This window comes from Mesorhizobium sp. 113-3-3, from assembly GCF_016756495.1.
Taxonomy (GTDB): Bacteria; Pseudomonadota; Alphaproteobacteria; order Rhizobiales; family Rhizobiaceae; genus Mesorhizobium.
This window is the reverse complement of the sequence record NZ_AP023243.1, coordinates 4,228,869-4,252,826: the sequence shown is the minus strand read 5'-3', so window position 1 is coordinate 4,252,826 and position 23,958 is coordinate 4,228,869. Positions and strand designations below refer to the sequence as shown.

At 63.6% G+C, this 23,958-nt stretch carries 24 protein-coding genes; 17 read left to right on the top strand and 7 right to left on the bottom strand.

The features are described 5' to 3' along the window. Positions 1-102: 102 nt before the first annotated feature. Positions 103-1,068 carry a lipoyl synthase gene (lipA, locus tag JG746_RS20700; RefSeq protein WP_202354468.1) on the top strand — a complete coding sequence of 322 codons (966 nt, stop codon included), beginning with the start codon at positions 103-105 and terminating at the stop codon, positions 1,066-1,068. Positions 1,069-1,182: 114 nt separating this feature from the next. Continuing rightward, entirely contained in the window at positions 1,183-1,641 is a 459-nt protein-coding gene (locus JG746_RS20695; protein ID WP_202354467.1) for a type II toxin-antitoxin system RatA family toxin, read from the top strand. Here the strand turns inward: JG746_RS20695 and JG746_RS20690 are convergent. Both JG746_RS20690 and JG746_RS20685 read right to left on the bottom strand, forming a co-directional pair. After that, positions 1,638-2,126 carry a CinA family protein gene (locus JG746_RS20690; protein ID WP_202354466.1) on the bottom strand — a complete coding sequence of 163 codons (489 nt, stop codon included), beginning with the start codon at positions 2,124-2,126 and terminating at the stop codon, positions 1,638-1,640. The genes JG746_RS20695 and JG746_RS20690 overlap by 4 nt on opposite strands. Then, the gene (locus JG746_RS20685; protein ID WP_202354465.1) at positions 2,123-3,346 is read right to left on the bottom strand and encodes a bifunctional 2-C-methyl-D-erythritol 4-phosphate cytidylyltransferase/2-C-methyl-D-erythritol 2,4-cyclodiphosphate synthase; all 1,224 of its coding nucleotides are present in this window, start codon (positions 3,344-3,346) and stop codon (positions 2,123-2,125) included. The genes JG746_RS20690 and JG746_RS20685 overlap by 4 nt, the downstream gene beginning before the upstream one ends. Before the next feature lie 231 nt (positions 3,347-3,577). On the opposite strand from JG746_RS20685, the gene dusB reads away from it, so the two are divergent. The 8 genes from dusB to hflX all read left to right on the top strand — a co-directional run bounded on the left by dusB (position 3,578) and on the right by hflX (position 13,715). Beyond that, positions 3,578-4,606, top strand: a complete 1,029-nt coding sequence (gene dusB / locus JG746_RS20680; protein WP_202354464.1) for a tRNA dihydrouridine synthase DusB — start codon at positions 3,578-3,580, stop codon at positions 4,604-4,606. Beyond that, a complete protein-coding gene (locus tag JG746_RS20675; RefSeq protein WP_202354463.1) occupies positions 4,603-5,745 on the top strand; it encodes a two-component system sensor histidine kinase NtrB in 1,143 nt (380 codons plus the stop codon). Before dusB ends, JG746_RS20675 begins: the two co-directional genes overlap by 4 nt. Further along, positions 5,742-7,202: a nitrogen regulation protein NR(I) gene (gene ntrC, locus JG746_RS20670; protein ID WP_019858034.1), complete on the top strand. Its 1,461-nt coding sequence runs from the start codon at positions 5,742-5,744 to the stop codon at positions 7,200-7,202. Before JG746_RS20675 ends, ntrC begins: the two co-directional genes overlap by 4 nt. A gap of 128 nt (positions 7,203-7,330) precedes the next feature. Continuing rightward, positions 7,331-9,616 carry a sensor histidine kinase NtrY-like gene (locus JG746_RS20665; protein WP_202354462.1) on the top strand — a complete coding sequence of 762 codons (2,286 nt, stop codon included), beginning with the start codon at positions 7,331-7,333 and terminating at the stop codon, positions 9,614-9,616. Beyond that, positions 9,606-10,967, top strand: a complete 1,362-nt coding sequence (gene ntrX, locus JG746_RS20660; RefSeq protein WP_010909346.1) for a nitrogen assimilation response regulator NtrX — start codon at positions 9,606-9,608, stop codon at positions 10,965-10,967. The genes JG746_RS20665 and ntrX overlap by 11 nt, the downstream gene beginning before the upstream one ends. 101 nt (positions 10,968-11,068) lie before the next feature. Then, complete coding sequence (locus JG746_RS20655; RefSeq protein ID WP_202354461.1) at positions 11,069-11,932, top strand: D-amino-acid transaminase; 864 nt, start codon at positions 11,069-11,071, stop codon at positions 11,930-11,932. Positions 11,933-12,077: 145 nt separating this feature from the next. Beyond that, positions 12,078-12,323, top strand: a complete 246-nt coding sequence (gene hfq / locus JG746_RS20650) for an RNA chaperone Hfq (protein WP_006202172.1) — start codon at positions 12,078-12,080, stop codon at positions 12,321-12,323. Further along, positions 12,324-13,715, top strand: coding sequence for a GTPase HflX (hflX, locus tag JG746_RS20645; RefSeq protein ID WP_202354460.1), 1,392 nt, complete (start codon positions 12,324-12,326; stop codon positions 13,713-13,715). A 61-nt stretch (positions 13,716-13,776) separates the two neighbouring features. Here hflX and mazG read toward each other — a convergent pair whose 3' ends face one another. Further along, positions 13,777-14,601: a nucleoside triphosphate pyrophosphohydrolase gene (gene mazG / locus JG746_RS20640; protein WP_202354459.1), complete on the bottom strand. Its 825-nt coding sequence runs from the start codon at positions 14,599-14,601 to the stop codon at positions 13,777-13,779. Between the two features lie 80 nt (positions 14,602-14,681). After that, positions 14,682-15,866, bottom strand: coding sequence for an amino acid aminotransferase (locus JG746_RS20635; protein WP_202354458.1), 1,185 nt, complete (start codon positions 15,864-15,866; stop codon positions 14,682-14,684). A 213-nt stretch (positions 15,867-16,079) separates the two neighbouring features. Here JG746_RS20635 and JG746_RS20630 point away from each other — a divergent pair, with 213 nt between their 5' ends. The 7 genes from JG746_RS20630 (at position 16,080) to JG746_RS20600 (ending at position 21,225) form a co-directional block, all read left to right on the top strand. After that, positions 16,080-16,490: a GNAT family N-acetyltransferase gene (locus JG746_RS20630; protein WP_202354457.1), complete on the top strand. Its 411-nt coding sequence runs from the start codon at positions 16,080-16,082 to the stop codon at positions 16,488-16,490. Positions 16,491-16,632: 142 nt separating this feature from the next. Next, positions 16,633-17,226, top strand: coding sequence for a histidine phosphatase family protein (locus JG746_RS20625; RefSeq protein ID WP_202354456.1), 594 nt, complete (start codon positions 16,633-16,635; stop codon positions 17,224-17,226). 75 nt (positions 17,227-17,301) lie between these two features. Beyond that, positions 17,302-17,853 (top strand): sigma-70 family RNA polymerase sigma factor, encoded by a 552-nt coding sequence (locus tag JG746_RS20620; RefSeq protein WP_202354455.1) that lies wholly within the window; start codon positions 17,302-17,304, stop codon positions 17,851-17,853. Continuing rightward, positions 17,850-18,623 (top strand): anti-sigma factor family protein, encoded by a 774-nt coding sequence (locus tag JG746_RS20615; RefSeq protein ID WP_202354454.1) that lies wholly within the window; start codon positions 17,850-17,852, stop codon positions 18,621-18,623. The genes JG746_RS20620 and JG746_RS20615 overlap by 4 nt, the downstream gene beginning before the upstream one ends. Positions 18,624-18,646: 23 nt before the next feature. After that, the gene (locus tag JG746_RS20610) at positions 18,647-19,363 is read left to right on the top strand and encodes a Bax inhibitor-1/YccA family protein (protein ID WP_095203348.1); all 717 of its coding nucleotides are present in this window, start codon (positions 18,647-18,649) and stop codon (positions 19,361-19,363) included. Between the two features lie 160 nt (positions 19,364-19,523). Beyond that, entirely contained in the window at positions 19,524-20,408 is an 885-nt protein-coding gene (locus JG746_RS20605; protein WP_202354453.1) for an aldose 1-epimerase family protein, read from the top strand. A 37-nt stretch (positions 20,409-20,445) separates the two neighbouring features. Continuing rightward, positions 20,446-21,225 (top strand): pyrroline-5-carboxylate reductase, encoded by a 780-nt coding sequence (locus JG746_RS20600; RefSeq protein ID WP_202354452.1) that lies wholly within the window; start codon positions 20,446-20,448, stop codon positions 21,223-21,225. Between the two features lie 142 nt (positions 21,226-21,367). Here JG746_RS20600 and JG746_RS20595 read toward each other — a convergent pair whose 3' ends face one another. The 3 genes from JG746_RS20595 to JG746_RS20585 form a co-directional block, all read right to left on the bottom strand. Beyond that, the gene (locus tag JG746_RS20595) at positions 21,368-22,111 is read right to left on the bottom strand and encodes an outer membrane protein (protein ID WP_244730346.1); all 744 of its coding nucleotides are present in this window, start codon (positions 22,109-22,111) and stop codon (positions 21,368-21,370) included. A gap of 82 nt (positions 22,112-22,193) precedes the next feature. Then, a complete protein-coding gene (locus JG746_RS20590; protein ID WP_202354451.1) occupies positions 22,194-23,111 on the bottom strand; it encodes an agmatinase in 918 nt (305 codons plus the stop codon). Between the two features lie 197 nt (positions 23,112-23,308). Continuing rightward, positions 23,309-23,956, bottom strand: a complete 648-nt coding sequence (locus JG746_RS20585; protein ID WP_202359415.1) for a VOC family protein — start codon at positions 23,954-23,956, stop codon at positions 23,309-23,311. Positions 23,957-23,958: the final 2 nt, after the last annotated feature.

Sequence of the window (23,958 nt, the reverse complement as noted above, 5' to 3'; positions counted from 1 at the left end):
GCGGCATGCACCGTCGCAGCCTTTTTCTTTGTGCCGAAAAGTCCTAGATGACGATAAAGTGACGATCGCCGACGGGCGGTCGCAAGAGAAGCCAGGGTTCAGATGGTCACTGTCCTCGACACGATCGCCAACGCGCCGCGGCTGCGGCACCCCGAGAAGGCACACAAGCCCGACCAGGAGGTCTTGCGCAAGCCGGACTGGATCCGCGTCAAGGCGCCGGTCTCGAAGGGCTATGCCGAGACACGCGAGATCGTGAAATCGCACAAGCTGGTGACCGTCTGCGAAGAGGCTGGTTGCCCCAACATCGGCGAGTGCTGGGAAAAGAAGCACGCCACCTTCATGATCATGGGCGAGATCTGCACGCGCGCCTGCGCCTTCTGCAACGTCGCCACCGGCATTCCGACCGCGCTGGATGCCGATGAGCCGGCGCGTATCGCGCACACCGTCAAGCAGATGGGGCTCAGCCATGTCGTCATCACCTCCGTCGACCGCGACGATCTTGCCGATGGCGGTGCGCAGCATTTTGCCGAGGTCATCCGGGCAATACGCGCGGCGACGCCTTTGACGACGATCGAAATCCTGACGCCCGATTTCCTGCGCAAGGACGGCGCACTCGAGATCGTCGTGGCGGCCAAGCCCGACGTCTTCAACCACAATCTCGAAACCGTGCCGTCGAACTATCTGACGGTGCGGCCGGGCGCCCGCTATTTCCACTCGATCCGGCTGTTGCAGCGGGTCAAGGAACTCGACCCGTCGATCTTCACCAAGTCCGGCATCATGGTCGGCCTGGGCGAGGAGCGGAATGAGATCCTGCAGCTGATGGACGATCTGCGTTCGGCCAATGTCGACTTCATGACCATCGGCCAGTATCTGCAGCCGTCGAAGAAGCACCATCCGGTGATCCGCTTCGTCACGCCCGAAGAGTTCAAGTCCTTCGAGACGATCGGCCGGACCAAGGGTTTCCTGCTGGTGGCATCGAGCCCGCTGACGCGCTCATCGCACCATGCCGGCGACGATTTCGCCCGGCTGCGCGCGGCGCGGGAAGCGCAGCTCCAGAAATCGGTCTGATGCATGTCGCCCAAAAGTGACCTCGGTTTTGGGAGAACGACTTGCATAGAAACAAGAACTCTAAAGCGCGTTGCATGAATCCGTTCCGACGCGACGCGCTTTAGAGGTGGTTGCATGCCGAAATTCGAAGCCACCCGCCGCGTTGCCCATACGCCGCAGCAGATGTTTGCCTTGGTTGCCGATGTCGAGGCCTATCCGCAATTCCTGCCGCTTTGCGAGGCACTGACGGTACGCTCGCGCAAGGAGCGTGACGGACGCACCATTCTCCTGGCCGACATGAGCATCGGCTACAAGGCGATCCGCGAGACCTTCACGACCCAGGTGCTTTTGAAGCCAGACGAGAACGCCATCGACGTGAAATATATCGATGGCCCGTTCAAATATCTCAGCAATGTCTGGCGTTTCGAACCCGATGGCGCCGGCTGTGCCGTCCGCTTCTTCATCGACTATGAGTTCAAGAGCCGCATTCTGGGCGCGCTGATGGGGACCATGTTCGACCGAGCCTTCCGCATGTTCGCCGAGGCTTTCGAAAAGCGCGCCGACATCATCTATGGTGTCGCGCCGCAGGCTTAATCCTGGCTGAGCGCTTGCAGGCCCAGCTTCAGCGCGTGTCTTACCGTCTCGTGGCGGATGAATTCGCGGCCCTTGTGGCCAAACAGCTGGCGCTCGGCGACAACCGGCTGGCCGGCAAGAGCAAGGCCGAACCAGACGAGACCGACCGGCTTGTCAGCCGAACCTCCGCCTGGGCCGGCAATGCCGGTAACGGCAAGAGCAAGGCTCGCGCGCGAATGCGCCAGCGCGCCGGCCGCCATCTCCAGCACCGTTTCGCGCGACACAGCCCCATGCGCCTCGAGCGTTTCGGCGGAAACACCGAGCATCTCCATCTTGGCTTCGTTGGAATAGGTGATGAAGCCGCGGTCGACCACGGCGGAGGAGCCGGCAATGTCGGTGAGCGCCGCGATGATCAGGCCGCCGGTGCAGCTTTCGGCGGTCGCCAGCATGATGCCACGGTGCTGGCAGGCCAGCAGCAGGGCGTTTGCGAGCTCGGCGTTGCTCATTCCGGCACCTCCCCGGGGAACACCACGCTGGCGGTCGCGATCGCCGCGATGCCTTCCTCGCGGCCCACGAAGCCGAGTTTCTCATTGGTTGTCGCCTTGATCGAGATGCGGTCCGCGGAAATCCCCAGCATCTGTGACAGGGCCGCCGTCATCGCCTCGCGATGCGGGCCGACGCGCGGCGCTTCGCAGATCAGCGTGATATCGGCATTGGCGATGCGCCCGCCGCGCTCGCGCACCACCTTTGCCGCGTGTTCGACGAAGATCCGCGACGCGGCGCCCTTCCACTGCGGATCGGACGGCGGAAAATGCGTGCCGATATCGCCGGCGCCGCAGGTCGCCAGCAGCGCGTCGGTCAAGGCGTGCAGGCCGACATCGGCATCGGAATGGCCGGACAGTTTCTTGTCATGCGGAATGGCGACACCGCACAGTGTGACGTGATCGCCGGGCTCGAAGGCGTGGACGTCGTAGCCATTGCCGGTGCGGATGTCGGGGAAATGTGTTCGTTCGCTGGAAAGCCGCTGGTGCGCCATGGCGATGTCCCGTGCCCAGGTGAGTTTGACATTGTCCGGCGAGCCCGGAACGAGCTTGACTGGAATCCGCGCCCACTCGGCGATGGCCGCGTCGTCGGTGAAGTCCAGCCTGCCTAGCTGATGTGCCTTGTCGTGCGCGGCAAGGATCGGTCCGTAGGGAAAACCTTGCGGCGTTTGCGCCGCGTGCAGCCCGCTGCGGGAAACGGTTTCCGCGACCACCCCGGCGGCCGACTCGCGCTTCAGTGTGTCGGCGACGGGCAAAGCGGGCAATGCTCCCTCGTTCTCGCCGATGGCGGCGATGGTGCGGTCGATCAACTCCGCGTCGACGAACGGTCGGACGGCGTCGTGAATCAGAACCCGGTCTGGCGCGTCGTCTTTCAGCGCCAATAGCCCGAGCCGGACGGATTCCTGCCTGGTTGGCCCGCCAATGACGGCGATAACGCGCTGGGCCTGGGCGCCCGCCGCTTGCCGGAACAGGTCGTGGTCGTCGGCGTGGATGGCGACGACGATCCGACCGGTCCGCGGATGGGCAAGAAACATCTCCAGCGTATGCGCAATGACGGCGCGGCCGCCGATGTTCTGGTACTGCTTGGGTCCGTTGGCCTGGCCGGCACGAGCGCCGCGGCCGGCGGCGACGATCACCACCGCAACCCCACCTGTCGCGCCCGCGTTTTCAGTTCCGTCAGTCATGGCGATTGGCTTAGCGCACGATCCCCAAAAGTGTAATTGGTTTTCCGAAAAGATCGTGCGTCAAATATGAACTCCAAAGCATCCTGAAGAACGCGCCACGCCCTGGTCGCGGCAAAAGCCGGGGGCCGATATTTTCCCAATTGCGCCTCAATGTGACGTCATTCCGCGTTGCACATTGTGGCTGATATGGCTAGAGAATGTGCAACGAATGGACATGCTTGGTTTTTGTGCATGGTTAACTTAGCCAGATTGGCCGCGCCTCTCGACGTCAGCGGCGTGGAAATCCGCAATCGCGTTTTCCTCGCGCCGATGTCGGGCATTACCGACGAGCCTTTCCGGCGGCGCGCCCATGCGCATGGCGCGGGCCTGGTCGTGTCCGAAATGGTGGCCAGCGGCGAACTCGCCAAGGGAAGAGCAGGCTTCGATCTGCGCATACGTCATTCGGGCCTGCCCGTCCATATGGTGCAGCTCGCCGGCCGCGAGGCGGCGCACATGGCCGAAGGCGCGCGGATCGCCGCAGGCGAGGGCGCCGACATCATCGACATCAACATGGGCTGCCCGGCCAAGAAGGTCACCGGTGGTTATGCCGGCTCGGCATTGATGCTGGATCTCGACCATGCGCTGTCGCTGATCGAGGCCGTGGTCGGCGCCGTCAAGGTGCCGGTGACGGTCAAGATGCGGCTCGGCTGGGACGAAGGCGCGCTCAATGCGCCCATCCTCGCGCGCCGCGCCGAGCAGGCCGGCGTCAAGATGGTGACGGTGCATGGCCGCACGCGCTGCCAGTTCTACCAGGGCAAGGCCGACTGGCGCGCCATCGCTCGCGTCAAGGAGGCCGTATCCATTCCGGTCGTTGCCAACGGCGATGTCTGTTCCCCTGCCGAGGCGGCCGCCATTCTTGACCAATCCGGCGCCGATGCGGTGATGGTCGGCCGCGCGCATTATGGCGCGCCGTGGATCGCCGGTAGCGTCGCAGCCGCGGCGGCAGGCGAAACCGCGGCCAACGTGCCGCGGACTCCCGCTGATCTGGCCGACTATATCGTCGCCCACTACGAGGACATGCTGGCGCTTTATGGCGTCGAGAGCGGTTTGCGCCAGGCACGCAAGCATCTGGGCTGGTATCTCGATCGCCATGCTGTTGGCGTCGCCGACGACGACCGAAAGGCGATCCTGACCACGTTCGATCCGGCTCGAGTCATTGCCTTGCTGCGCAATGTGTTTTCACGCGATCCGCAACTCTCGAGCCTGCGGAGCGCCGCATGAACGCCACCGCTGGCCAGGGAACTGAAATGGTGGATGCCGCCCAGATCGTCCTCAACACGATCCGCCGCCCGGTGATCATGATCAGCGAGCAAGGCTTCATCACCTTCGCCAATGCCGATGCCGAGGACTTCTTTCGCTCCAGCGCGACCATGCTGGCGCGCAACACCCTGTCCAAGCTCGTCCCCTTCGGCAGCCCGCTGCTGACCCTGGTCGATCAGGTGCGCGAGCGCCGGGCTCCGGTCAACGAGTATCGGGTCGATGTGTCCTCGCCACGCCTCGGCATCGAAAAGGTCGTCGATCTCTATGTCGCGCCTGTGACGGAATTCCCGGGCTCCGTCGTGGTGATGTTCCAGGAACGGTCGATGGCCGACAAGATCGACCGGCAGATGACGCATCGCGGCGCCGCGCGCTCGGTGACCGGCCTGGCGGCGATGCTCGCCCATGAGATCAAGAACCCGCTCTCCGGCATTCGTGGCGCCGCGCAACTGCTCGAACTGTCCGCCTCCGACGAAGACCGCGCATTGACCCGGCTGATCACCGACGAGACGGACCGCATTGTCTCACTGGTCGATCGCATGGAGGTGTTTTCCGACGAGCGGCCGATCGATCGCTATCCCGTCAACATCCATGTCGTACTCGACCATGTGAAGGCGATCGCCAAGAACGGTTTTGCGAAGAGAATCAAGATATTGGAGGACTATGATCCTTCATTGCCTCCGGTATTCGCCAATCGCGACCAGCTGATCCAGGTGTTCCTGAACCTGGTGAAGAACGCCGCCGAGGCGATCGGCAGCGACCCGCATGGCGAGATCGTGCTGTCGACCGCCTTCCGGCCGGGCATTCGCGTTTCGGTTCCAGGCACGCAGGACCGCGTGTCGCTGCCGCTGGAATTCTGCGTGCGCGACAATGGTTCGGGTGTCTCGGAAGATATCCTGCCGATCCTGTTCGATCCCTTCATCACCACCAAGCCGAACGGCTCGGGGCTGGGGCTGGCACTGGTCGCCAAGATCGTCGGCGAGCATGGCGGCATCATCGAATGCGAATCGACCCCACGCGGAACCACCTTCCGCATCCTGATGCCGGCCTGGAAGGAAACGCCGTTCGGCGCTGAAGAAGACGGTGAAGGAGACCGCAAATGACGGTTCGCGGCAATATTCTCGTCGCTGATGACGATGCGGCGATCCGCACGGTGCTCAACCAGGCTCTCTCGCGCGTTGGCCATGAGGTGCGCGTCACCTCCAACGCCTCGACCTTGTGGCGCTGGGTGGCGGCGGGCGAGGGTGACCTCGTCATCACCGACGTGGTGATGCCGGACGAGAACGCCTTCGACATGCTGCCGCGCATCAAGAAGGCGCGGCCGGAACTGCCGGTCATCGTCATGAGCGCCCAGAACACCTTCATGACGGCGATTCGCGCATCCGAGACCGGCGCCTATGAATATCTGCCGAAACCGTTCGACCTGACCGAACTGCTCAACATCGTCAACCGGGCGCTGTCGGAGCCGAGGCGGCCGAAGATCGATGCGCGGCCGGATGAGCAGCCCGAAACCATGCCGCTGGTCGGCCGTTCGGCGGCCATGCAGGACATCTACCGCATGCTGGCGCGCATGATGCAGACCGACCTGACGGTGATGATCTCGGGCGAATCCGGCACCGGCAAGGAACTGGTGGCGCGCGCGCTGCACGAATATGGCCGCCGTCGCGGCGGGCCGTTCGTTGCCATCAACATGGCGGCGATCCCGCGCGATCTCATTGAATCGGAACTGTTCGGCCACGAGAAGGGCGCCTTCACCGGCGCCCAGAACCGCTCCACCGGCCGTTTCGAGCAGGCCGAGGGCGGCACGCTGTTCCTCGACGAGATCGGCGACATGCCTATGGAGGCGCAGACGCGATTGCTGCGTGTTCTGCAACAGGGCGAATACACGACGGTCGGCGGCCGCACGCCGATCAAGACCGATGTGCGCATCGTCGCCGCCACCAACAAGGATCTGCGCACGCTGATCAACCAGGGACTGTTCCGCGAGGACCTGTTCTATCGTCTCAACGTCGTGCCGCTGAGGCTGCCGGCGCTGCGGGAGCGCTCCGAGGACGTGCCCGACCTCGTGCGCCATTTCTTCAAGCTCGGCGAGATGGAAGGGCTGCAGACCAAGCGTATCTCGTCGGGCGGCATCGAGCTGATGAAGCGCTACCCATGGCCGGGCAATGTGCGCGAGCTGGAAAACCTGGTTCGCCGGCTGGCTGCCCTCTATTCGCAGGACGAAATATCAGCCGAGATCATCGAGGCGGAGCTGAAGACCGGCGAGCGCCCCGTGGTGCCCGGCGGCGGCAACCTCATTCCCGACGACCTCTCCATCGGCCAGGCGGTCGAACATTTCCTGCAGCGTTACTTCGCCTCGTTTGCCGGCGAATTGCCGCCCGCCGGGCTTTACCAGCGCATTCTGTCCGAGGTCGAATATCCGCTGGTCCTGGCGTCGATGACCGCAACCCGCGGCAACCAGATCAAGGCCGCGGAGCTGCTGGGGCTGAACCGAAACACGCTGCGCAAGAAGATTCGCGAGCTGGGCGTCAACGTCTATAAATCGTCGCGGCCGGGCTGAGCGCTGATCTGACGCACTCTTTTCAGGGGACTGAGCGGCGAAACATTTCCGCCATTGTCACACTTGTTGCATAATCGCCACAATGCGTTGCATAGATCGGACGCAATCATTGGCTCCCAGACGGCGACATGGCTCCGCAGGCACCTGTACTCAACCAACCGCTCTTCAGCGAACCCGGCGCGCGTGACGGGCGCCGCTTGCTGGCGCTGCCCGGCGTGGTGGCGGTCGTCGGCGCGCTGGTCATGGCGGCCATTTCATTCACCATCCTGGTTGGCGCGACGCCTATCGCGCCTGACGCCAGGACGACCTGGGCGCTGATCGCGCTCAACGCCGCCTTCGTGCTGTTTCTCATGGCGCTGGTGGGGCGCGAGGTGCACCGCATTGTCATGGCGCGCCGGCACGGCAAGGCGGCATCGCGCCTGCATGTGCGCATCGTCGCCATGTTCGCGCTGGTCGCCGCGATCCCCGCCATCATGGTGGCGATCATCGCCTCGATCACGCTCGATATCGGCCTCGACCGCTGGTTCGAGATCCGCACCAAGACGATCGTCAACTCCTCGCTGTCGATCGCCGATGCCTACGTCCAGGAAAATGCCCGCAATCTGCAGGGTACGACGCTGTCGATGGCCTATGATCTCGATGCTTCGCGCACGCTCTACGGCCTTGATCGCACAGGCTTTCTCGACCTCCTCAACAAGGAGGCGGTGGGCCGGTCGCTGGCCCATGCGGCGCTGATCAAGCCCGACGGCTCGTTCGTCATGAGTGCGCAGACGGATGCCGATTTCGCCATGCCGGAACCGCCGGAAGGCTCAGTCAGCAGCGCCACCGAGGGCAAACCGGTGCTGATCGAGCCGCGCACCCGCAACATCATGGGCGCCATCGTCAAGCTACGCGAGATCGAGGGGCTCTATCTCTACACCATCCGCCTCGTCGACCCCGAGGTGATCAAGGCGCGGCAGATCGTCAGGTCCAACACCGACGAATACCGCAACCTCGAAGACAACAGGCGCACCTCGCAAGTGGCCTTCGCGCTGCCCTATCTGTCGCTGACCCTGATCATCATCCTGTCGGCAATCTGGACGGGCATCGCGGTCGCCGACCGTCTCGTACGGCCGATTCGCCAGCTCATCGGCGCCGCCGACGAGGTGGCGACAGGCAATCTCGACGTCGCGGTTCCGGTCAGGCCTTCCGACGGCGACGTCGCTTCGCTGGGCGATACCTTCAACAAGATGCTGCTGGAGCTCAAATCGCAGCGCAACGAGATCCTGTCGGCAAAGGACCTGATCGACGAGCGGCGGCGCTTTTCCGAAGCCGTGCTTGCCGGCGTCACCGCCGGCGTCATCGGCGTCGATCCCTACGGCATCGTCACCATCGTCAACCGTTCGGCCGAATCGATGCTGGCCATCTCCGCCAGTGCCGCGCTCGGGCAGGACCTCTCCGCCATTCTGCCGCATGTCGGCCGTGTCTTCGAGATCGGCCGCCAGTCTGGCAAGCCCGTCTACCGCGAGCAGGTGACCTTCTTCCGCGCCGGCACCGAGCGCACCTTCAACGTGCAGATCACCGTCGAGGCGGGCGACGACGGTTCGGAGGAGAAATCTTACGTCGTGACCGTCGACGACATCACCGACCTGGTCCAGGCGCAGCGTTCTTCCGCCTGGGCAGATGTGGCGCGCCGCATCGCCCACGAGATCAAGAACCCGCTGACGCCGATCCAGCTTTCGGCCGAGCGCATCAAGCGCCGCTACGGCAAGGTCATCACCGAGGACCGCGAGGTTTTCGACCAATGCACCGACACCATCATCCGGCAGGTCGAGGACATCGGCCGCATGGTCGACGAATTTTCCGCCTTCGCGCGCATGCCCAAGCCTGAGATGAAGGCCATCGATCTGCGCGAATCGCTGCGCGAGGCGTCCTTCCTGGTCGAAGTCAGCCGCGCCGACATCACCTTCGAGCGGATTTTCGGCAACGAACCGCTGAAGGGCACGTTCGACAGCCGCCTTCTGGCGCAGGCTTTCGGCAATGTGATCAAGAACGCCGCCGAGGCGATCGACGGACTGGAACAAAAGGACGGTTCGCACGGCATAATCCGGATTCAAGCCGGCCGTCAGAATGGCGCGATCAGAATCGACGTCATCGACAATGGCAAAGGCCTGCCGCGGGAGAATCGCCAACGGCTGCTCGAGCCCTATATGACCACGCGCGAGAAGGGCACCGGGCTTGGTCTCGCTATCGTCAAGAAGATCGTGGAGGACCATGGCGGCAGGCTGGAACTTCATGATGCGCCCGCGGACTTCCATGGGGGCCGCGGCGCGATGATCAGCATCATCCTGCCGCCCGCGGCTGCCACGCCGCTACGCGGCGAAGGCAAGACGGAACACGAACGAGAAACTGAAAAGGTCGGTAATGGCGTCTGATATTCTCATCGTCGATGACGAGGAAGACATCCGCGAGCTCGTCGCAGGCATACTGAGCGACGAAGGTCACGAAACCCGTACGGCGTTCGACGCCGACAGCGCGTTGGCCGCCATAGCCGACCGGGCGCCGAGGTTGATTTTCCTCGACATCTGGCTGCAGGGCTCGCGCCTGGATGGCCTGGCGCTCCTCGACGAGATCAAGACCATGCACCCGACGCTGCCGGTGGTGATGATCTCCGGCCACGGCAACATCGAAACGGCGGTCTCCGCCATCCGCCGTGGCGCCTATGATTTCATCGAGAAGCCGTTCAAGGCCGACAGGCTGATTCTCATTGCCGAGCGTGCGTTGGAAACCTCGAAATTGCGGCGCGAGGTTTCCGACCTCAAGCAGCGCAGCGGCGAGACCTTCGACCTGATCGGCATGTCGTCGGCGATGAGCCAGCTGCGCCAGACCATCGAGCGCGTCGCGCCGACCAACAGCCGCGTGATGATCATCGGCCCGTCCGGATCGGGCAAGGAACTGGCGGCGCGCGCCATTCACACGCTGTCGGCCCGCAAGGGCGCGCCGTTCGTGACGCTGAGCGCCGCCAACATCACGCCCGAACGCATGGAGATCGAGCTGTTCGGCACCGAATCGAACGGTGTCGAGCGCAAGGTCGGCGCGCTGGAAGAAGCCCATCGCGGCATCCTCTACATCGACGAGGTGGCCGACATGCCGCGCGAAACGCAGAACAAGATCCTGCGCGTGCTGGTCGAGCAGCAGTTCGAGCGGGTAGGGGGCACCAAGCGGGTCAAGGTCGATGTCCGGATCATCTCCTCGACCTCGCAGAACCTGGAAGCCATGATCGCCGACGGCCGGTTCCGCGAGGATCTCTACCACCGCCTGGCGGTGGTTCCGGTGATGGTGCCGGGGCTGGCCGAGCGGCGCGAGGACATTCCCTATCTCGTCGACAATTTCATGAAGCAGATCGCCCGCCAGGCCGGCATCAAGCCGCGCCGCATCGGCGATGACGCGCTTGCCGTGCTGCAGGCGCACAACTGGCCGGGAAATGTCCGCCAGCTGCGCAACAATGTCGAGCGCCTGATGATCCTGGCGCGTGGCGACGACGTCGATGCGCCGATCACCGCGGACCTTTTGCCGTCCGAGATCGGCGATGTCATGCCGCGAACGCCGAATCAGTCCGACCAGCACATCATGGCGCTGCCGTTGCGCGAGGCGCGTGAACAGTTCGAGAAGGACTATCTGATCGCCCAGATCAACCGCTTCGGCGGCAACATCTCGAAGACCGCCGAGTTCATCGGCATGGAGCGTTCCGCCCTGCACCGCAAGCTGAAGTCGTTGGGCGTCTGACGCGCGGGATCTGTACTCAACCGCGCGTGGGCCAACCATTTGCCGGTTACGGCCGGGGCGGAATCGCATAAGACAGCCCGAGAATTCTCCAGGGGTCGCCAATGCCACGCATTGCCTATGTCAACGGGCGCTACGTCGCTCACGCCGACGCTTCCGTGCATATCGAGGACCGCGGCTACCAGTTCGCCGATGGCGTCTATGAGGTCTGCGAGGTGGCGCGCGGCTTCATCGTCGACATGCCGCGCCATCTTGCCCGGCTCAACCGCTCGCTGACCGAACTGTCGATCACCTGGCCGGTCGCGCGCAACGTGCTGCCGCTCATTGTGCGCGAAGTGGTCAACCGCAACCATGTCGTCAACGGCCTTGTCTACGTCCAGGTGACGCGCGGTGTCGCCAGCCGCGACTTTGTTTTCCCGTCGCCGGACACCAAACCATCCCTGGTTGTGACCGCCAGGAAGGCTGATCCCGCCGCAGCCGTAAAACGGGCCGAGACAGGCATCGCGGTCATCACCGTGCCCGAGAATCGCTGGGACCGGGTCGACATCAAGACCGTCGGACTGCTGCCCAATGTATTGGCCAAGCAAAAGGCCAAGGAGGCCGGCGCCCAGGAGGCGTGGTTTGTCGATACCGATGGCAACGTCAAGGAAGGCGGCTCGTCGAACGCCTGGATCGTCAACCGGGGCGGTGTCCTGGTGACGAGGCCCGCCGAGCACGGCATCCTGCGCGGCATCACCCGCACGACCATGTTCGAGGTGGCTGCAAAGCTCGGCCTGAAGATCGAGGAGCGCGGTTTTTCGGTCGCCGAAGCCAAGGCGGCGCGCGAGGCGTTCATCAGTTCGGCCACGACGATTGCCATGCCGGTCGTGGCCATTGACGGCGATCCAGTAGCCAACGGGCACCCCGGTTCAGTGACACTTTCGTTACGGCAGGCCTTTTTTGACATTGCGGAAAAAAGTCCAGCCTGATAACCGCACAGGTGGAATGAACATCAATATATCTCGTTCTGCTTGTCGTTACTGACGGCAAGACGGTGTTTGCGCGCTTGACATGTGCCCGCTAATTTGGCGCATTGGCCTGCAAACCGAAGGGGATCGGCGAAAGACAAGAACAATGGCGGAACGATCGCAAAACCTTCAGGACCTGTTCCTGAATTCAGTTCGCAAGAGCAAGAACCCGCTCACCATCTTCCTCATCAACGGCGTAAAGCTGACCGGCGTGGTCACTTCGTTCGACAATTTCTGTGTGCTGCTGCGCCGCGACGGTCACTCTCAGCTCGTCTACAAGCACGCCATTTCCACGATCATGCCGAGCCAGCCGGTTCAGATGTTCGATGGCGAGGAAAGCCAGGGCGCCTGATTGGCACGTGATAAGGACGCGGACGCTACGGTTCGCGGAAAACCAGCGCATCATCCCGGGACGGAAGCCAAGGGGCCGACCCGGGCTGTCGTCATTGTGCCCGTGCTTACCCGCCAGCCGCGCGGCGACGACGAGACGAACCGTCCACGACTGACGCGTTCGGCCGATGCTCGCCATGACGAGGCGGTCGGCCTTGCCCGGGCCATCAATCTCGACCCTGTCCATACGGCCGTCGTGACCGTCAACGATCCGCGCCCGGCAACCTTGCTCGGCAGCGGCAAGGTCGAAGAGTTCGCCGAGATCGTCAAGGCGAACGACGCCGAGCTGGTCATCGTCGACCATCCGCTGACCCCGGTGCAGCAGCGCAATCTCGAGAAGGAACTGCACGCCAAGGTGCTGGACCGTACCGGGCTGATCCTCGAGATCTTCGGCGAGCGTGCCCGCACCAAGGAAGGCACGCTGCAGGTCGAACTTGCCCATCTCAACTACCAGAAGGGCCGCCTGGTCCGCAGCTGGACCCACCTTGAACGCCAGCGCGGTGGCGCCGGCTTCCTCGGCGGCCCCGGCGAAACCCAGATCGAATCCGACCGGCGGCAGTTGCAGGAAAAGATCATCAAGCTGAAGCACGAGCTGGAAACGGTGCGTCGCACCCGCGACCTGCACCGCGCCAAGCGCAAGAAGGTGCCGTTCCCGGTGGTGGCGATCGTCGGCTACACCAATGCCGGCAAGTCGACGCTGTTCAACCGGCTGACCGGAGCGGACGTGCTGGCGCAGGACATGCTGTTCGCCACGCTCGACCCGACGCTACGCCGCGTGCGCCTGCCGCATGGCACGCCGATCATCCTGTCGGACACGGTCGGTTTCATCTCCGACCTGCCGACGCATCTGATCGCGGCTTTTCGCGCCACGCTGGAAGAGGTGGTCGAGGCCGATCTCGTCATCCATCTGCGCGACATTTCCGATCCCGACACGGCGGCACAGGCAGAGGATGTCGAGCGCATCCTGGCCGACCTCGGTGTCGACGCCAGTGACACCAAGCGCGTGATCGAAGTCTGGAACAAGATCGACCTGCTGGACGAAGGCAACAGGAGCCGGCTGCTCGCCGATGCCGCCGACGGCAGCAAAGGTCCGCCAATCGCCATTTCGGCGGTGACCGGCGAGGGCATCGATGCGCTGAAAGCGGTCATCGAGACACGCATGGCGGGCGAACTCGAAGACCTGACGGTAACGATCGAGCCGGCACAGTTCGGCCTCGTTGACTGGCTGTACCGCAATGGCGATATCGTTTCGCGCACCGACAATGAAGATGGCAGCGCCACCATCTCGCTCAAGGCCACGCAAAGCGCCCGCGAAGAGATCGAAAGCCGATTGCGTCGTAAAAACAATGGCTAGACCGGAGCAATTACAGGAAAGTGTATAACGCTTTTCCGCCCCGAATTGCCGGTCAATAGGCCTACTTCGCGGTTTTTGCTTCCTGCCAGAGTGCTTCCATCTCGTCCAGGGTGGCCTGTTCCAGCGTGTTGCCGGATTTTTCCAAGGCTCGCTCGACATAGTGGAAGCGCGACCGGAACTTTTCATTGGTGCCGTTCAGCGCGGCTTCCGAATCGAGCTTGAGATGACGGCCGAGATTGACGACGGCGAACAGCATGTCGCCGAACTCGTCCTTGATCGAGGCCGTCTCGCCCTTGGCGAGCGCCTCACGCAACTCGCCGATCTCTTCCTCGATCTTGTCGAGGATCGGGGCCGCCTCGCTCCAGTCGAAGCCGACGCGGGCAGCCTTCTCCTGCAGTTTGAGCGCCCGCGTCAAAGCGGGCAGGGCGACCGGAACGCTGTCCAGAAACCCCTTGCCGTTGTCTTCTGGGTCGAGGCCGCGCGCGAGACGGACTTGCCGCTTCTCCGCCTTCTCCTGCGCCTTGATCTTTTCCCACATGCCCTTGGCCATGCCGGCACTGCGGGCGTCTTCGTCGCCGAAGACATGCGGGTGGCGGCGGATCATCTTGGTGGTGATGGCCTGGACGACATCCGGGAAGGCGAATTCGCCTGCTTCCTCAGCCATTTGCGCGTGATAGACGACTTGCAGCAGGAGATCGCCGAGCTCGTCGCGCAGATCGTCGAGGTCGCCGCGCGCGATGGCGTCCGCCACTTCATAGGCTTCCTCGATCGTGTAGGGTGCGATGGTCGAGAAATCCTGCTCGATGTCCCACGGACAGCCGGTCTTCGGCGCACGCAGCGCCGCCATGATCTCGATCAGGCGCGAAATGTCTTTGGATGGCGTCATGCGGCGGATGCTAGCCCGCCGCCTGTCGCACAGCCAACGCTGTCAGCCGGCGAGGGGGCCTTGTCCACAGCTGAGCCGCCTCAGTCGAGGACGGAGACGATCGCCTTGGCGAGGTCGTCCATGCCATCTTCGGGCAAACCGGCGACGTTGATGCGGCTGTCGCCGACCATGTAGACGCCGTGCTCGTCACGCAGCCGCTCGACCTGCGCTTCCGTCAGGCCAAGCCGCGAGAACATGCCGCGGTGGCTGGCGACGAAGTCGAAGCGGTCGGAGTTGGACTGCCGGCGCAGCGCCTCGGCGAACTGGACGCGAAGCCGCAGCATGCGCAGGCGCATTTCTTCCAGTTCGGCTTCCCAGTCGGCGCGCAGGCTGGCGTCTTCCAGCACGATGCGCACCGCCGCGGCGCCATGGTCCGGCGGCATCGAATACATGGCGCGCGCCGCCGACAGCATCTGGCTCATCGCCACATCGGCTTGCGCGCCGTCCTTGGCCAGGATCATCGCCGCGCCGACGCGGTCGCGGTAGACGGCGAAATTCTTCGAGCAGCTCGAGGCAACGACCATCTCCGGCACTTTCGCCGCCAGCAGGCGCAGGCCAAGCGCGTCGGCCTCAAGGCCGTCGCCAAAGCCCTGATAGGCGATGTCGACGAATGGCAGCAGCCCGCGCTCGACGACCAGATCGGTGACGGCCTGCCACTGTGCGGCATCCAGATTGGCGCCGGTCGGGTTGTGGCAGCAGCCATGCAGCAGCACCACGTCGCCGCTCTTGGCCGTCCGCAACGCCGCCAGCATGTCGTCGAAGCGAACAGCACCGGAGGCCGCATCGAAATAGGGATATTCGCGGATCTGCAGGCCGGCGGCACGCATCACCGGCATGTGGTTCGGCCAGGTCGGGTCCGAGAGCCAGACGGTGGCGTCCGAACGTGTCCGCTTGAGCAACTCCGCCACAAGGCGCAACGCGCCGGAGCCGCCAGGCGCTTGCGCTGCACGGATGCGCGTCATGTCGGCGCCCGGACCGAAGGCGAGCTTGGCCATCACCGTGTTGAAAGCGGTGTCGCCGGCGAGGCCGAGATAGGTCTTGGTGTCCTGGCTGTTCAGCAGCCGCTTTTCAGCTTCGCGCACGGCGCGCATGACCGGCGTCTTGCCGTCGCGGTCCTTGTAGACGCCGACGCCGAGGTCGACCTTATTGGGGCGCGGATCGGCGCGATAGAGGCCGATCAGGGCCAGGATCTTGTCGGCGGGAGCGGGCTGCAGGTCTTCGAACATCGTTATGGTTCCGTTGGCGCGGCGGAGTGATACGCAAATAGAGCGCGTTTCGCCAGCGGTTTTCCTGCGTGTGGGTTGGCGCCACGGACTTGCCCAGATACATGGCGATTGAGCAAGGGATCTTGCCGTATCGATGCTCGTCGGGTCGTACTGCCCAAGATCTGTGTCGGGGAGGGCAAATTGATAGTCACACGCAGGGCCGCATTCGCCGACATGGCCGCTGTCATAGAGTGCGTCGAGGCTTCGCTGGAAGCCACCTATGGCGGGCTCTGGACTTCCGAGCCGCTAAAGGCTGGCGATGATGATTGGACGAGCGCATGGGTAGCCTGCGATCCTCAACGCATCATCGGGGTCGGGCTGTCCCATGCTGACGTCGTCAGCGATTTGTGGATTCATCCATCCGCCCAGGGTCTCGGCGCCGGAACTGCTCTGTTGGCTGTTTTGGAAAGCGAAATAGCCTCCCGCGGCTTCACCATAGGCCGTTTGCGCTGCCTCGAACCAAATGTCAGATCACGGAGCTTCTATGCCTCACGAGGCTGGGTGGAGGTGCGAATCTATCCGCACGAAACAATACCCTTGAACACCGTCGACATGACGAAGTTGATTGGCTCGCAGGAAAAATGAGGCGCGCTCCGCGCAATGCGATGGCGAGACTGTTCAGCCGGCACTATTGCTGTTGACGAGATGTGATCGACCACGCGAGTAGGTCTTCACCTTGCAGGAAGTCGCACTGGTGGCTTCAACAAGCGGCTCAAGGGACTGCTTCATGCTCGTACGGCTGACGATGATCTGCAACGGTGCCACGGCGGCGACCCGGCGAGGTTCGTTTCCGCTCGACGAGCCGCTGGAGCCGCGCTCGCTGACGCTGGCGAAGGCGATGCGCGGGACCTTGCGTCGTGCCGATCGCGTATGGACAGCGCCCGCGCTTCGCGCCCGGCAGACCGCTGAGGCCCTGGCGCTGGACGCATCGGTCGAACCGCTCCTGGCGGACCAGGATCATGGAAGCTGGGCCGGCAAGAGTTTTGAGGACGTGCAGGCGGAGCAGCCCGAGAGCATCGCTGCCTGGCTCTCAGACCCCAATGCAGCGCCGCATGGCGGCGAGTCGCTGGCCGACGTTGCCCGCCGGGCCTCCGCATTGATGGACCGGCTGATGGCCAAGCCTGGCCACGCCATCGCGCTGACCCATGCCAGCGTCATCCGCACCGCGATCGTGCATGTCCTGGGTGCGCCGCTTGCCGCTTGCTGGAGGATCGACATCGAGCCGCTGGGCATCACCGATTTTCGCAGCGACGGCCGCAGATGGGTGTTGCGCGCTTGCGGTGTGACTACGCCCAAATCGCCAAAACCACTTCGCAGCTGAGAGCCGGGCGGGCGGACTGCGAGCGCGATCCTCCTGCAAAAGAAAAATGGCACGGCTCGGGATTAAAATCCCCACATGCTCCGTAAACAGGGCATGAAACGGTCGATGCCACGCTTTGACATCATAGGGCAGCTCGGATCGCTGCGGCGCTATGCGCAGTCGCTGACGCGCGACAGCGCGGATGCCGAGGATCTCGTGCATGACGCGCTGGTGCGCGCCTATGAGCGGCGCGGCACCTTTCGCTCCGGCGGAAACCTTCGGGCCTGGCTGCTGTCCATCGTCCACAACGCATTTATCGACCGCGTGCGTTCGCGCCGTTCGGAAGCGTCACGCATCGAACAGGCCGGGTACCTCGCCGATGCCGCAACGCCGGCGCCGCAGGAGCATTCCGTGCGCTTGGCGCAGGTGCGGGAGGCCTTTTTCAATTTGCCGGAAGAGCAGCGTTCGGCACTGCATCTGGTCGCCATCGAAGGGCTTTCCTACCAGCAGGCGGCCAATGCCACCGGCGTGCCGCTGGGAACGCTGATGTCGCGCATCGGCAGGGCGCGCGCCGCCTTGCGCCAGATGGAAGACGCCGCCCCGGGGCGCGGCAAAAACCATCTCAGAATCGTCGGAGGTGAGCCATGAGCGCTCTTGTCGATCCCGTGACCGACGCCGACCTCGACGCCTATGTCGACGAGCAGCTCGACGTCACCCGCCGCATCGAGGTCGAAGCCTTCCTGTCGACGCGTCCGGAGGCCGCCGCGCGCGTCATGTCGGATCTGCGGACCCGTGATGAACTGCGCGTGGCGCTTGCCGGCTCCAGGGACATGGCGCGGCCCGCGACCGCCGATGCCGCGCGGCGGCTGGAGAGGGGCCTTGTCAGGGGCCGCATCTTCGGCGTCTTGCAGCGCGCCGCGGCGGTTGCCGCCTTCGTTGCCGCCGGCTGGCTGGCAAACGGCATCATCGGTCCGATGTCGGTGACCAAGGTCGTCGCGTCGCCGCAGCCGCCCGCCTATCTTGACGAGGCGGTGCGGGCGCACAGGACGACCCTGGTGCGCGAAACCATGCCCTCGCAGCAGGAAGCGCCCAATTACAACGCCGGCGAGATCCGCGCCGCGACCGCGATCGTCATGCCGTCGCTGCCCAAGGACTGGAAGGTGCGCGACGTGCAGATCTATCCGTCGCGTTTCGGCCCGAGCGTCGAGATGGCGGTCGACACCAAGGATATGGGCCTGGTGTCGCTGTTTGCGATCCGGCCTGGAACCTTCGACGTGGTCAAGCCGACCGTCGCGCCCTCGGGCGACATTTCCTCGGCCTATTTCCAGATCGGCGAGGTCGCCTATGCGGTGGTCGCCAAGAGCGGGGTTCACGACCTCGACCGCGCCGCCGAGACGCTCGCCAGAACGCTTTACTGACCGATCCACAAAGGAGACTGCAAATGAACACGCCCAATCTGGGATATCGCGTCGGCACCGGCGCCCAGGCCGGAGCCGTCTTTGACGAAGGCCTGCGCCAGCACATGCTGCGCGTCTACAACTATATGGGCCTTGGCCTCGTGGTCACCGGCCTGGTCGCCTTCCTGGTGTCGTCGACGCCGGCGCTCTATGTGCCGATCTTCTCCAGCCCGCTGAAATATGTGGTGATGCTGGCGCCGCTCGCCTTCGTGTTGCTGTTTTCGTTCAAGATGCAGACCATGTCGGCGGCCAGCGCCCAGGCGATGTTCTGGGCCTTCTGCGCGGTGATGGGCTTGTCGCTCGCCTCCGTGTTCCTGGTCTTCACCGGCACCAGCATCGCGCGCACCTTCTTCATCGCCGCCACCATGTTCGGCGCCACCAGCCTCTATGGCTACACGACCAGGCGCGACCTGACGCAGTTCTCGTCGTTCCTGATCATGGGCCTGATCGGCGTGGTGATCGCCAGCATCGTCAACATCTTCCTCGGCTCGACCGCGCTGCAATTCGCCATCTCGGTGATCGGCATCGCCGTCTTCATCGGCCTGACCGCCTGGGACACGCAGACGATCAAGGAACAGTATGCCGAGAATTTCGACGCCGAATCGCGCCAGAAGCTGGCTGTTTTCGGCGCCTTCTCGCTCTACCTGAACTTCATCAACATCTTCCAGCTGCTGCTGAATTTCACTGGCGAGCGCGAGTAACGACTGTCCGCTGTGGGCAAGGGCCGGGGTTCTCGCCCTTGATGCGGAGAGGTGGCCGGAGGAGAGATCCTCCGGCCACAATTCGTTCTGGCCACACCTTGAGTCCCTAAGAGCTTTTGCTAGTCTGCCGCCGCACCAGCCTTCAACAGTGCGAGGACATGTGGCACAGGACAGCCAAACGCTTCAGGGCGACGGCATCTCGGCTGTTATAACAGGGCAGGGCGCCGAACTGGTTTCTCTGCGGGATGGGCAGGGGTTTGAGTTCCTGTGGCAGGCCGGGCCGGAGTGGCGGCGGCATTCGCCGGTGCTGTTCCCCATCGTCGGCCGGCTGAAGGGCGACCAGCTGCGCCACCGCGGCCAGGCCTATCCGATGACGCAGCACGGCTTCGCCCGCGACAAGCCGTTCACCTGGGAGGAGAGGGGACCCCGCTCTTGCACGCTGGTCCTCACCGACGATGTCGACACGCGCGCCCACTACCCCTTCGCCTTTCGCCTAGCCGTGACCTATACGCTCGAGCGCCAGCGGCTTGGTGTGGTCCTGGAGGTCACCAACACTGGCGACGAACCTTTGCCGGCCTCGATCGGCGCGCATCCAGCGTTCAACTGGCCGTTGCTGGCGGAATTGCCCAAGGAGGCCTATCGGCTGACTTTTGCCGATGATGAACCCGCACCGATCCGCCGCCTCAAGGACGGCCTTCTGCTCCCAGAATCGCGGCCAACACCGATCAAAGGCAGGACGCTTACGCTGTCCGAACGGCTGTTCGACGACGACGCCGTCATCCTGGATCGGGCCGCCAGCACCAGCGTACGTTATGCGGCCGAGAGCGGTCCCGCGATCGAAATGTCATGGCAGGGCGCCGAGGTACTCGGCATCTGGTCCAAGCCCGGCGGTGCGCCCTTCCTGTGCATCGAACCCTGGCATGGTATTGCGAGCCCGGCCGATTTCGACGGCGAATTCAGCGACAAGCCTGGCGTGATGCTGATCGAACCGGGAGCGAAGCGTTCACTGAGCTACCGGATCGGCCTGGAGCAGGGACGGCGGTGACCGTCGGGGCCGGAAAACCAACGCCTTGGAGTACCCAATGAAACTTGGCTTCATCGGCACAGGCGCGCTGACGTCAGCCATTGTCACCGGGCTCAACTCCCTCGAGCGCGATCCGGTATCGGTGGTGCTGTCGCCGCGCAACGAAGAGATCGCCGCGAACCTTGCGTCCCGTTATCCGAATGTGCGTATCGCCACCGACAATCAGGCGGTGCTCGACGAATGCGATACCGTCATGCTGGCGGTGCGGCCGCAAATTGCCCACCAGGTGCTGCCTGGATTGAAGTTCCGGCGCGATCATCACCTCATCAGCTTGATCGCCACGCTGTCGCGCGAGGAAATCATCGGCCTGGCCGCACCTGCCAGCCGCGTGACGAAGGCGCTGCCCATGCCGATGATCGCCCAACGGCTTGGGGCGACGATCATCTACCCGCCCGATCCGGACGTGGCCGCGTTGTTCGGCGGATTGGGAAAGGTGATCGCGGTCGAGAGTTCCAGCGAGTTCGACGCGTTGAGCGTCGCGACCGCGACCTATGCCACCTATTTCAAGTATCTCGACACGATCCATCGCTGGCTGAAAGCGCATGATGTGCCGGACACCAAGGGGCGCGACTACATAGCCGCGCTCTTCACCGCGCTCGGGCACGCCCCGGAGACGGCGCCCGATGCGGATTTCACGCATCTGGCGCAGGATTATGCGACCCGCGGCGGCATCAACGAGCAGGTCCTGAACGAACTCACGGCCCGCAACGTCTTCGATGCGCTGGCGGAAAGCCTGGACGGCGTGCATCGCCGCATTTCAGCGGCTGGCGCCACATAGCCGGATTTCAATCTGCCGGACGCAAGCGCTCGCCAAACCCACCGGATCACAGTGGGAGCGGGGGAATCGGTGGAATTCCTCTGGAGTCAAAGACCGTGCCCGGCGTGAAGCCGGGCAAATCACAATCAGACCCGCCAAACTGCTAGCCGCCGAACTTGTAGCTCAGCCGGGCCATCACGGCATCTACCCTGGCCTTGGTTTCGTAGCTCTCGGGGTTGCTCCCAAGCGAGCCGTCATCGAACACATTGGGTCCCGTGCTCGTCTTGGAGCCGAGATCGACATGCGTATAGTCGACACCAAGGCTCAGCCTGTCGGTGAGGGCATAGTCGATGCCAAGGCCCAACGCGTAGCCATTGTGCCATTCGTTCTGCTCATAGGTGACCAGGGCATCATTGTCGCGCGCCGTGAACCCGACCTTGCCGCCGGCATAGCCGCCCTTCGCATAGATCAGGACGCGGTCGAACGCATAGCCGATCTTGCCGACCACCGTCGCATAGTGCTGGATCTTGCCGGTCTCGGTGTCGGAGTCTGGGAAGTATGGGCTGACGATCTCCTTGCGGATTCCCGTGGCGGTCCACGTCGCTTCGCCGCCCAGGACGAATTGCTGCCACTGGTACTGGGCGCCGACATGCACGCCGCCCGCTATGTTCGTATCACGGAAATCGAAACCCTCTGTTCCGGCCGGAACCAGGTCGGTGAAAAACCCGCCGTTCGGCTGTGTGACATCCGTCGCGGTGATGTTGCCGTTGGCGACGCCGATATGCGCGCCGGCATAAAAACCGCTCCAGTCATAGGCCGAACCAGCTACGGGCGCGGCCATGTCCGCAGCCGATGCCGCGGTGGCGCTGAGCCCGGCCAGCGCCATGATTGCAAGAAGTCTCTTCACTGAATCTCTCCCATCCCATTCATCAGCGAAGAGAAACATACACGAATACAATAAAGGAGCTGTGATTATTAGGTCGCACTGTCTAAAAATCAGCAACGCGGGCAATGGTGCCGATCACATTGACGAGAAGACGCGCGGCGGTCTGCGCCGACAGGCCGTCTATGTCGGCGGGCGGATAGAGCTCGACCAGGTCGAATCCCGCGATCCTGGCGCGCTTGCCGAGGCCTGCGATCAGGTCGATCGCCTGCGTGTAGGTAAGGCCGCCAGGCGTACGCGCCGCAACGCCCGGCATGATGCCGGGATCGAGGCTGTCGCAGTCGAAGGTGACGACGACGCTCGCGCCTTCTGGAATATGGCGAAGGGCGGCTTCCACGCCTTGAGCATGAACCTCGCGCGCGGTCACGAAACGGCTGCCATAGTGCTGCGCCGCTTCGATTTCAGAGAGGCGCGCGCTGCCGACGCTGCGCAGGCCGACTTGTACCATGCCTGCGACATGCGGCATCTCGCTCGCCCGCCGCATCGGGCTCGAATAGCCGTGGCGTTCGCCTTGCACCTCGTCGCGCCAGTCGATATGGGCGTCGATCTGCAGGATCCAGATCGGTCCGTGCCCGGCAAAGCCGGCGAGGAATGGAATGACGACGGAATCGTCACCGCCAAGCAGGATGGGCACGGCCGGCAAGGCCAGGACCTCGCGCGTTTTCGCCTCGATCCGGGCGCGGTTGACCGCATTGTCGTGCAGGATGGTCGCGATGTCGCCGGCGTCGACGCAGCAGGCCGGCTTGCCGTCGAACAACGGGCCGCCGAGATCGAAATCCCAATGCTCGATGAGTGGGGCATCGCCCTGGCTGGCCGCACGGATCGCGTCGGCCGCCAACGCATAGCCGCTGCTGTCCTTGCCGGGATAGGTGCTGCCGTGGCCGGCTCCGAACATCACCGCGCGGGGCGTGCGGCCATTAGCGAGGCGATCGGGAAGGCCGAGAAAGGAAGGTGAGGCGGTCATTTTTTACGGTCCTGATTATGAGTTCCAGCCCCACAGCAGGCTAGTCGTTTCATCGGTTCGATGCCATCACCGAAAATCGTCGGCGGGCTGGCGCGCATGGGTCAAAGCGGGCGCGATGGTGGGGAGGGCAGGGTGTGACCTCGAGCGGAAGACAATGGCGGAGCAACCGCCATCGCCAGAGGCGCAAGGAGCTGCGCTCAGTCGGCAGGCCCCGCGAACAAGATGAGATTGCCGTCGGGATCAAGGACAATGAAGTTCCTCGCGCCCCAAGGTTCTTTCTTCAGTCCTTGGTGGAAGCCCACACCGGCGGCTTGGTACTCCAAAAAGAGTTGTTTGATCTCCGCCGCGGTATCGACAGTGATCGACGCCGACAAAAGGTGTTCGCGCTTGCGTATATCCCCGACAAAGACCGGCTCACAGACAAGCCGCATGCAAAGTCGGGCATGGTCACGCTTGACCATGCCGTAGAATGGCGGGTCACCATAAACAAAGTCGACTGTAAAGCCGAGCTTCGACGTGAAGAAATCACACGACGCCTTGAGGTCGGTGACATAAAGTTGAGCTTCGGTTCCGCTGAGGACCGGTGGCGTCATCGCGTGCTTGAATTGAGTGTTCATGGCTGGGGCTCCTGCTTTGAGCGCCTGCCATCCCTCGAAACCCAATTGGCGAGCTACAAGCTCCTGCGCATCGCTGAGCTTGAACGATGCCTCCAGCACCTGATTGTCATCGAGGTGCTGAAACCGCTGCAAAGCGGCTCTGATCTCGGCTGCGACCGGATGATATCGATCACGATGCCAGCGCAGATATTGCTTTGCCTGCTTCTTCAGGTTTTCGAGGTTTGGCATGG

Excerpts from the sequence above, each read along its gene's own strand:
- lipA (WP_202354468.1), top strand. The coding sequence starts at position 103 with ATGGTCACTGTCCTCGACACGATCGCCAACGCGCCGCGGCTGCGGCAC.
- JG746_RS20695 (WP_202354467.1), top strand. The coding sequence starts at position 1,183 with ATGCCGAAATTCGAAGCCACCCGCCGCGTTGCCCATACGCCGCAGCAG.
- JG746_RS20690 (WP_202354466.1), bottom strand. The coding sequence starts at position 2,126 with ATGAGCAACGCCGAGCTCGCAAACGCCCTGCTGCTGGCCTGCCAGCAC.
- JG746_RS20685 (WP_202354465.1), bottom strand. The coding sequence starts at position 3,346 with ATGACTGACGGAACTGAAAACGCGGGCGCGACAGGTGGGGTTGCGGTG.
- dusB (WP_202354464.1), top strand. The coding sequence starts at position 3,578 with ATGGTTAACTTAGCCAGATTGGCCGCGCCTCTCGACGTCAGCGGCGTG.
- JG746_RS20675 (WP_202354463.1), top strand. The coding sequence starts at position 4,603 with ATGAACGCCACCGCTGGCCAGGGAACTGAAATGGTGGATGCCGCCCAG.
- ntrC (WP_019858034.1), top strand. The coding sequence starts at position 5,742 with ATGACGGTTCGCGGCAATATTCTCGTCGCTGATGACGATGCGGCGATC.
- JG746_RS20665 (WP_202354462.1), top strand. The coding sequence starts at position 7,331 with ATGGCTCCGCAGGCACCTGTACTCAACCAACCGCTCTTCAGCGAACCC.
- ntrX (WP_010909346.1), top strand. The coding sequence starts at position 9,606 with ATGGCGTCTGATATTCTCATCGTCGATGACGAGGAAGACATCCGCGAG.
- JG746_RS20655 (WP_202354461.1), top strand. The coding sequence starts at position 11,069 with ATGCCACGCATTGCCTATGTCAACGGGCGCTACGTCGCTCACGCCGAC.
- hfq (WP_006202172.1), top strand. The coding sequence starts at position 12,078 with ATGGCGGAACGATCGCAAAACCTTCAGGACCTGTTCCTGAATTCAGTT.
- mazG (WP_202354459.1), bottom strand. The coding sequence starts at position 14,601 with ATGACGCCATCCAAAGACATTTCGCGCCTGATCGAGATCATGGCGGCG.
- JG746_RS20635 (WP_202354458.1), bottom strand. The coding sequence starts at position 15,866 with ATGTTCGAAGACCTGCAGCCCGCTCCCGCCGACAAGATCCTGGCCCTG.
- JG746_RS20630 (WP_202354457.1), top strand. The coding sequence starts at position 16,080 with ATGGCCGCTGTCATAGAGTGCGTCGAGGCTTCGCTGGAAGCCACCTAT.
- JG746_RS20625 (WP_202354456.1), top strand. The coding sequence starts at position 16,633 with ATGCTCGTACGGCTGACGATGATCTGCAACGGTGCCACGGCGGCGACC.
- JG746_RS20620 (WP_202354455.1), top strand. The coding sequence starts at position 17,302 with ATGCTCCGTAAACAGGGCATGAAACGGTCGATGCCACGCTTTGACATC.
- JG746_RS20615 (WP_202354454.1), top strand. The coding sequence starts at position 17,850 with ATGAGCGCTCTTGTCGATCCCGTGACCGACGCCGACCTCGACGCCTAT.
- JG746_RS20610 (WP_095203348.1), top strand. The coding sequence starts at position 18,647 with ATGAACACGCCCAATCTGGGATATCGCGTCGGCACCGGCGCCCAGGCC.
- JG746_RS20600 (WP_202354452.1), top strand. The coding sequence starts at position 20,446 with ATGAAACTTGGCTTCATCGGCACAGGCGCGCTGACGTCAGCCATTGTC.
- JG746_RS20590 (WP_202354451.1), bottom strand. The coding sequence starts at position 23,111 with ATGACCGCCTCACCTTCCTTTCTCGGCCTTCCCGATCGCCTCGCTAAT.
- JG746_RS20585 (WP_202359415.1), bottom strand. The coding sequence starts at position 23,956 with ATGCCAAACCTCGAAAACCTGAAGAAGCAGGCAAAGCAATATCTGCGC.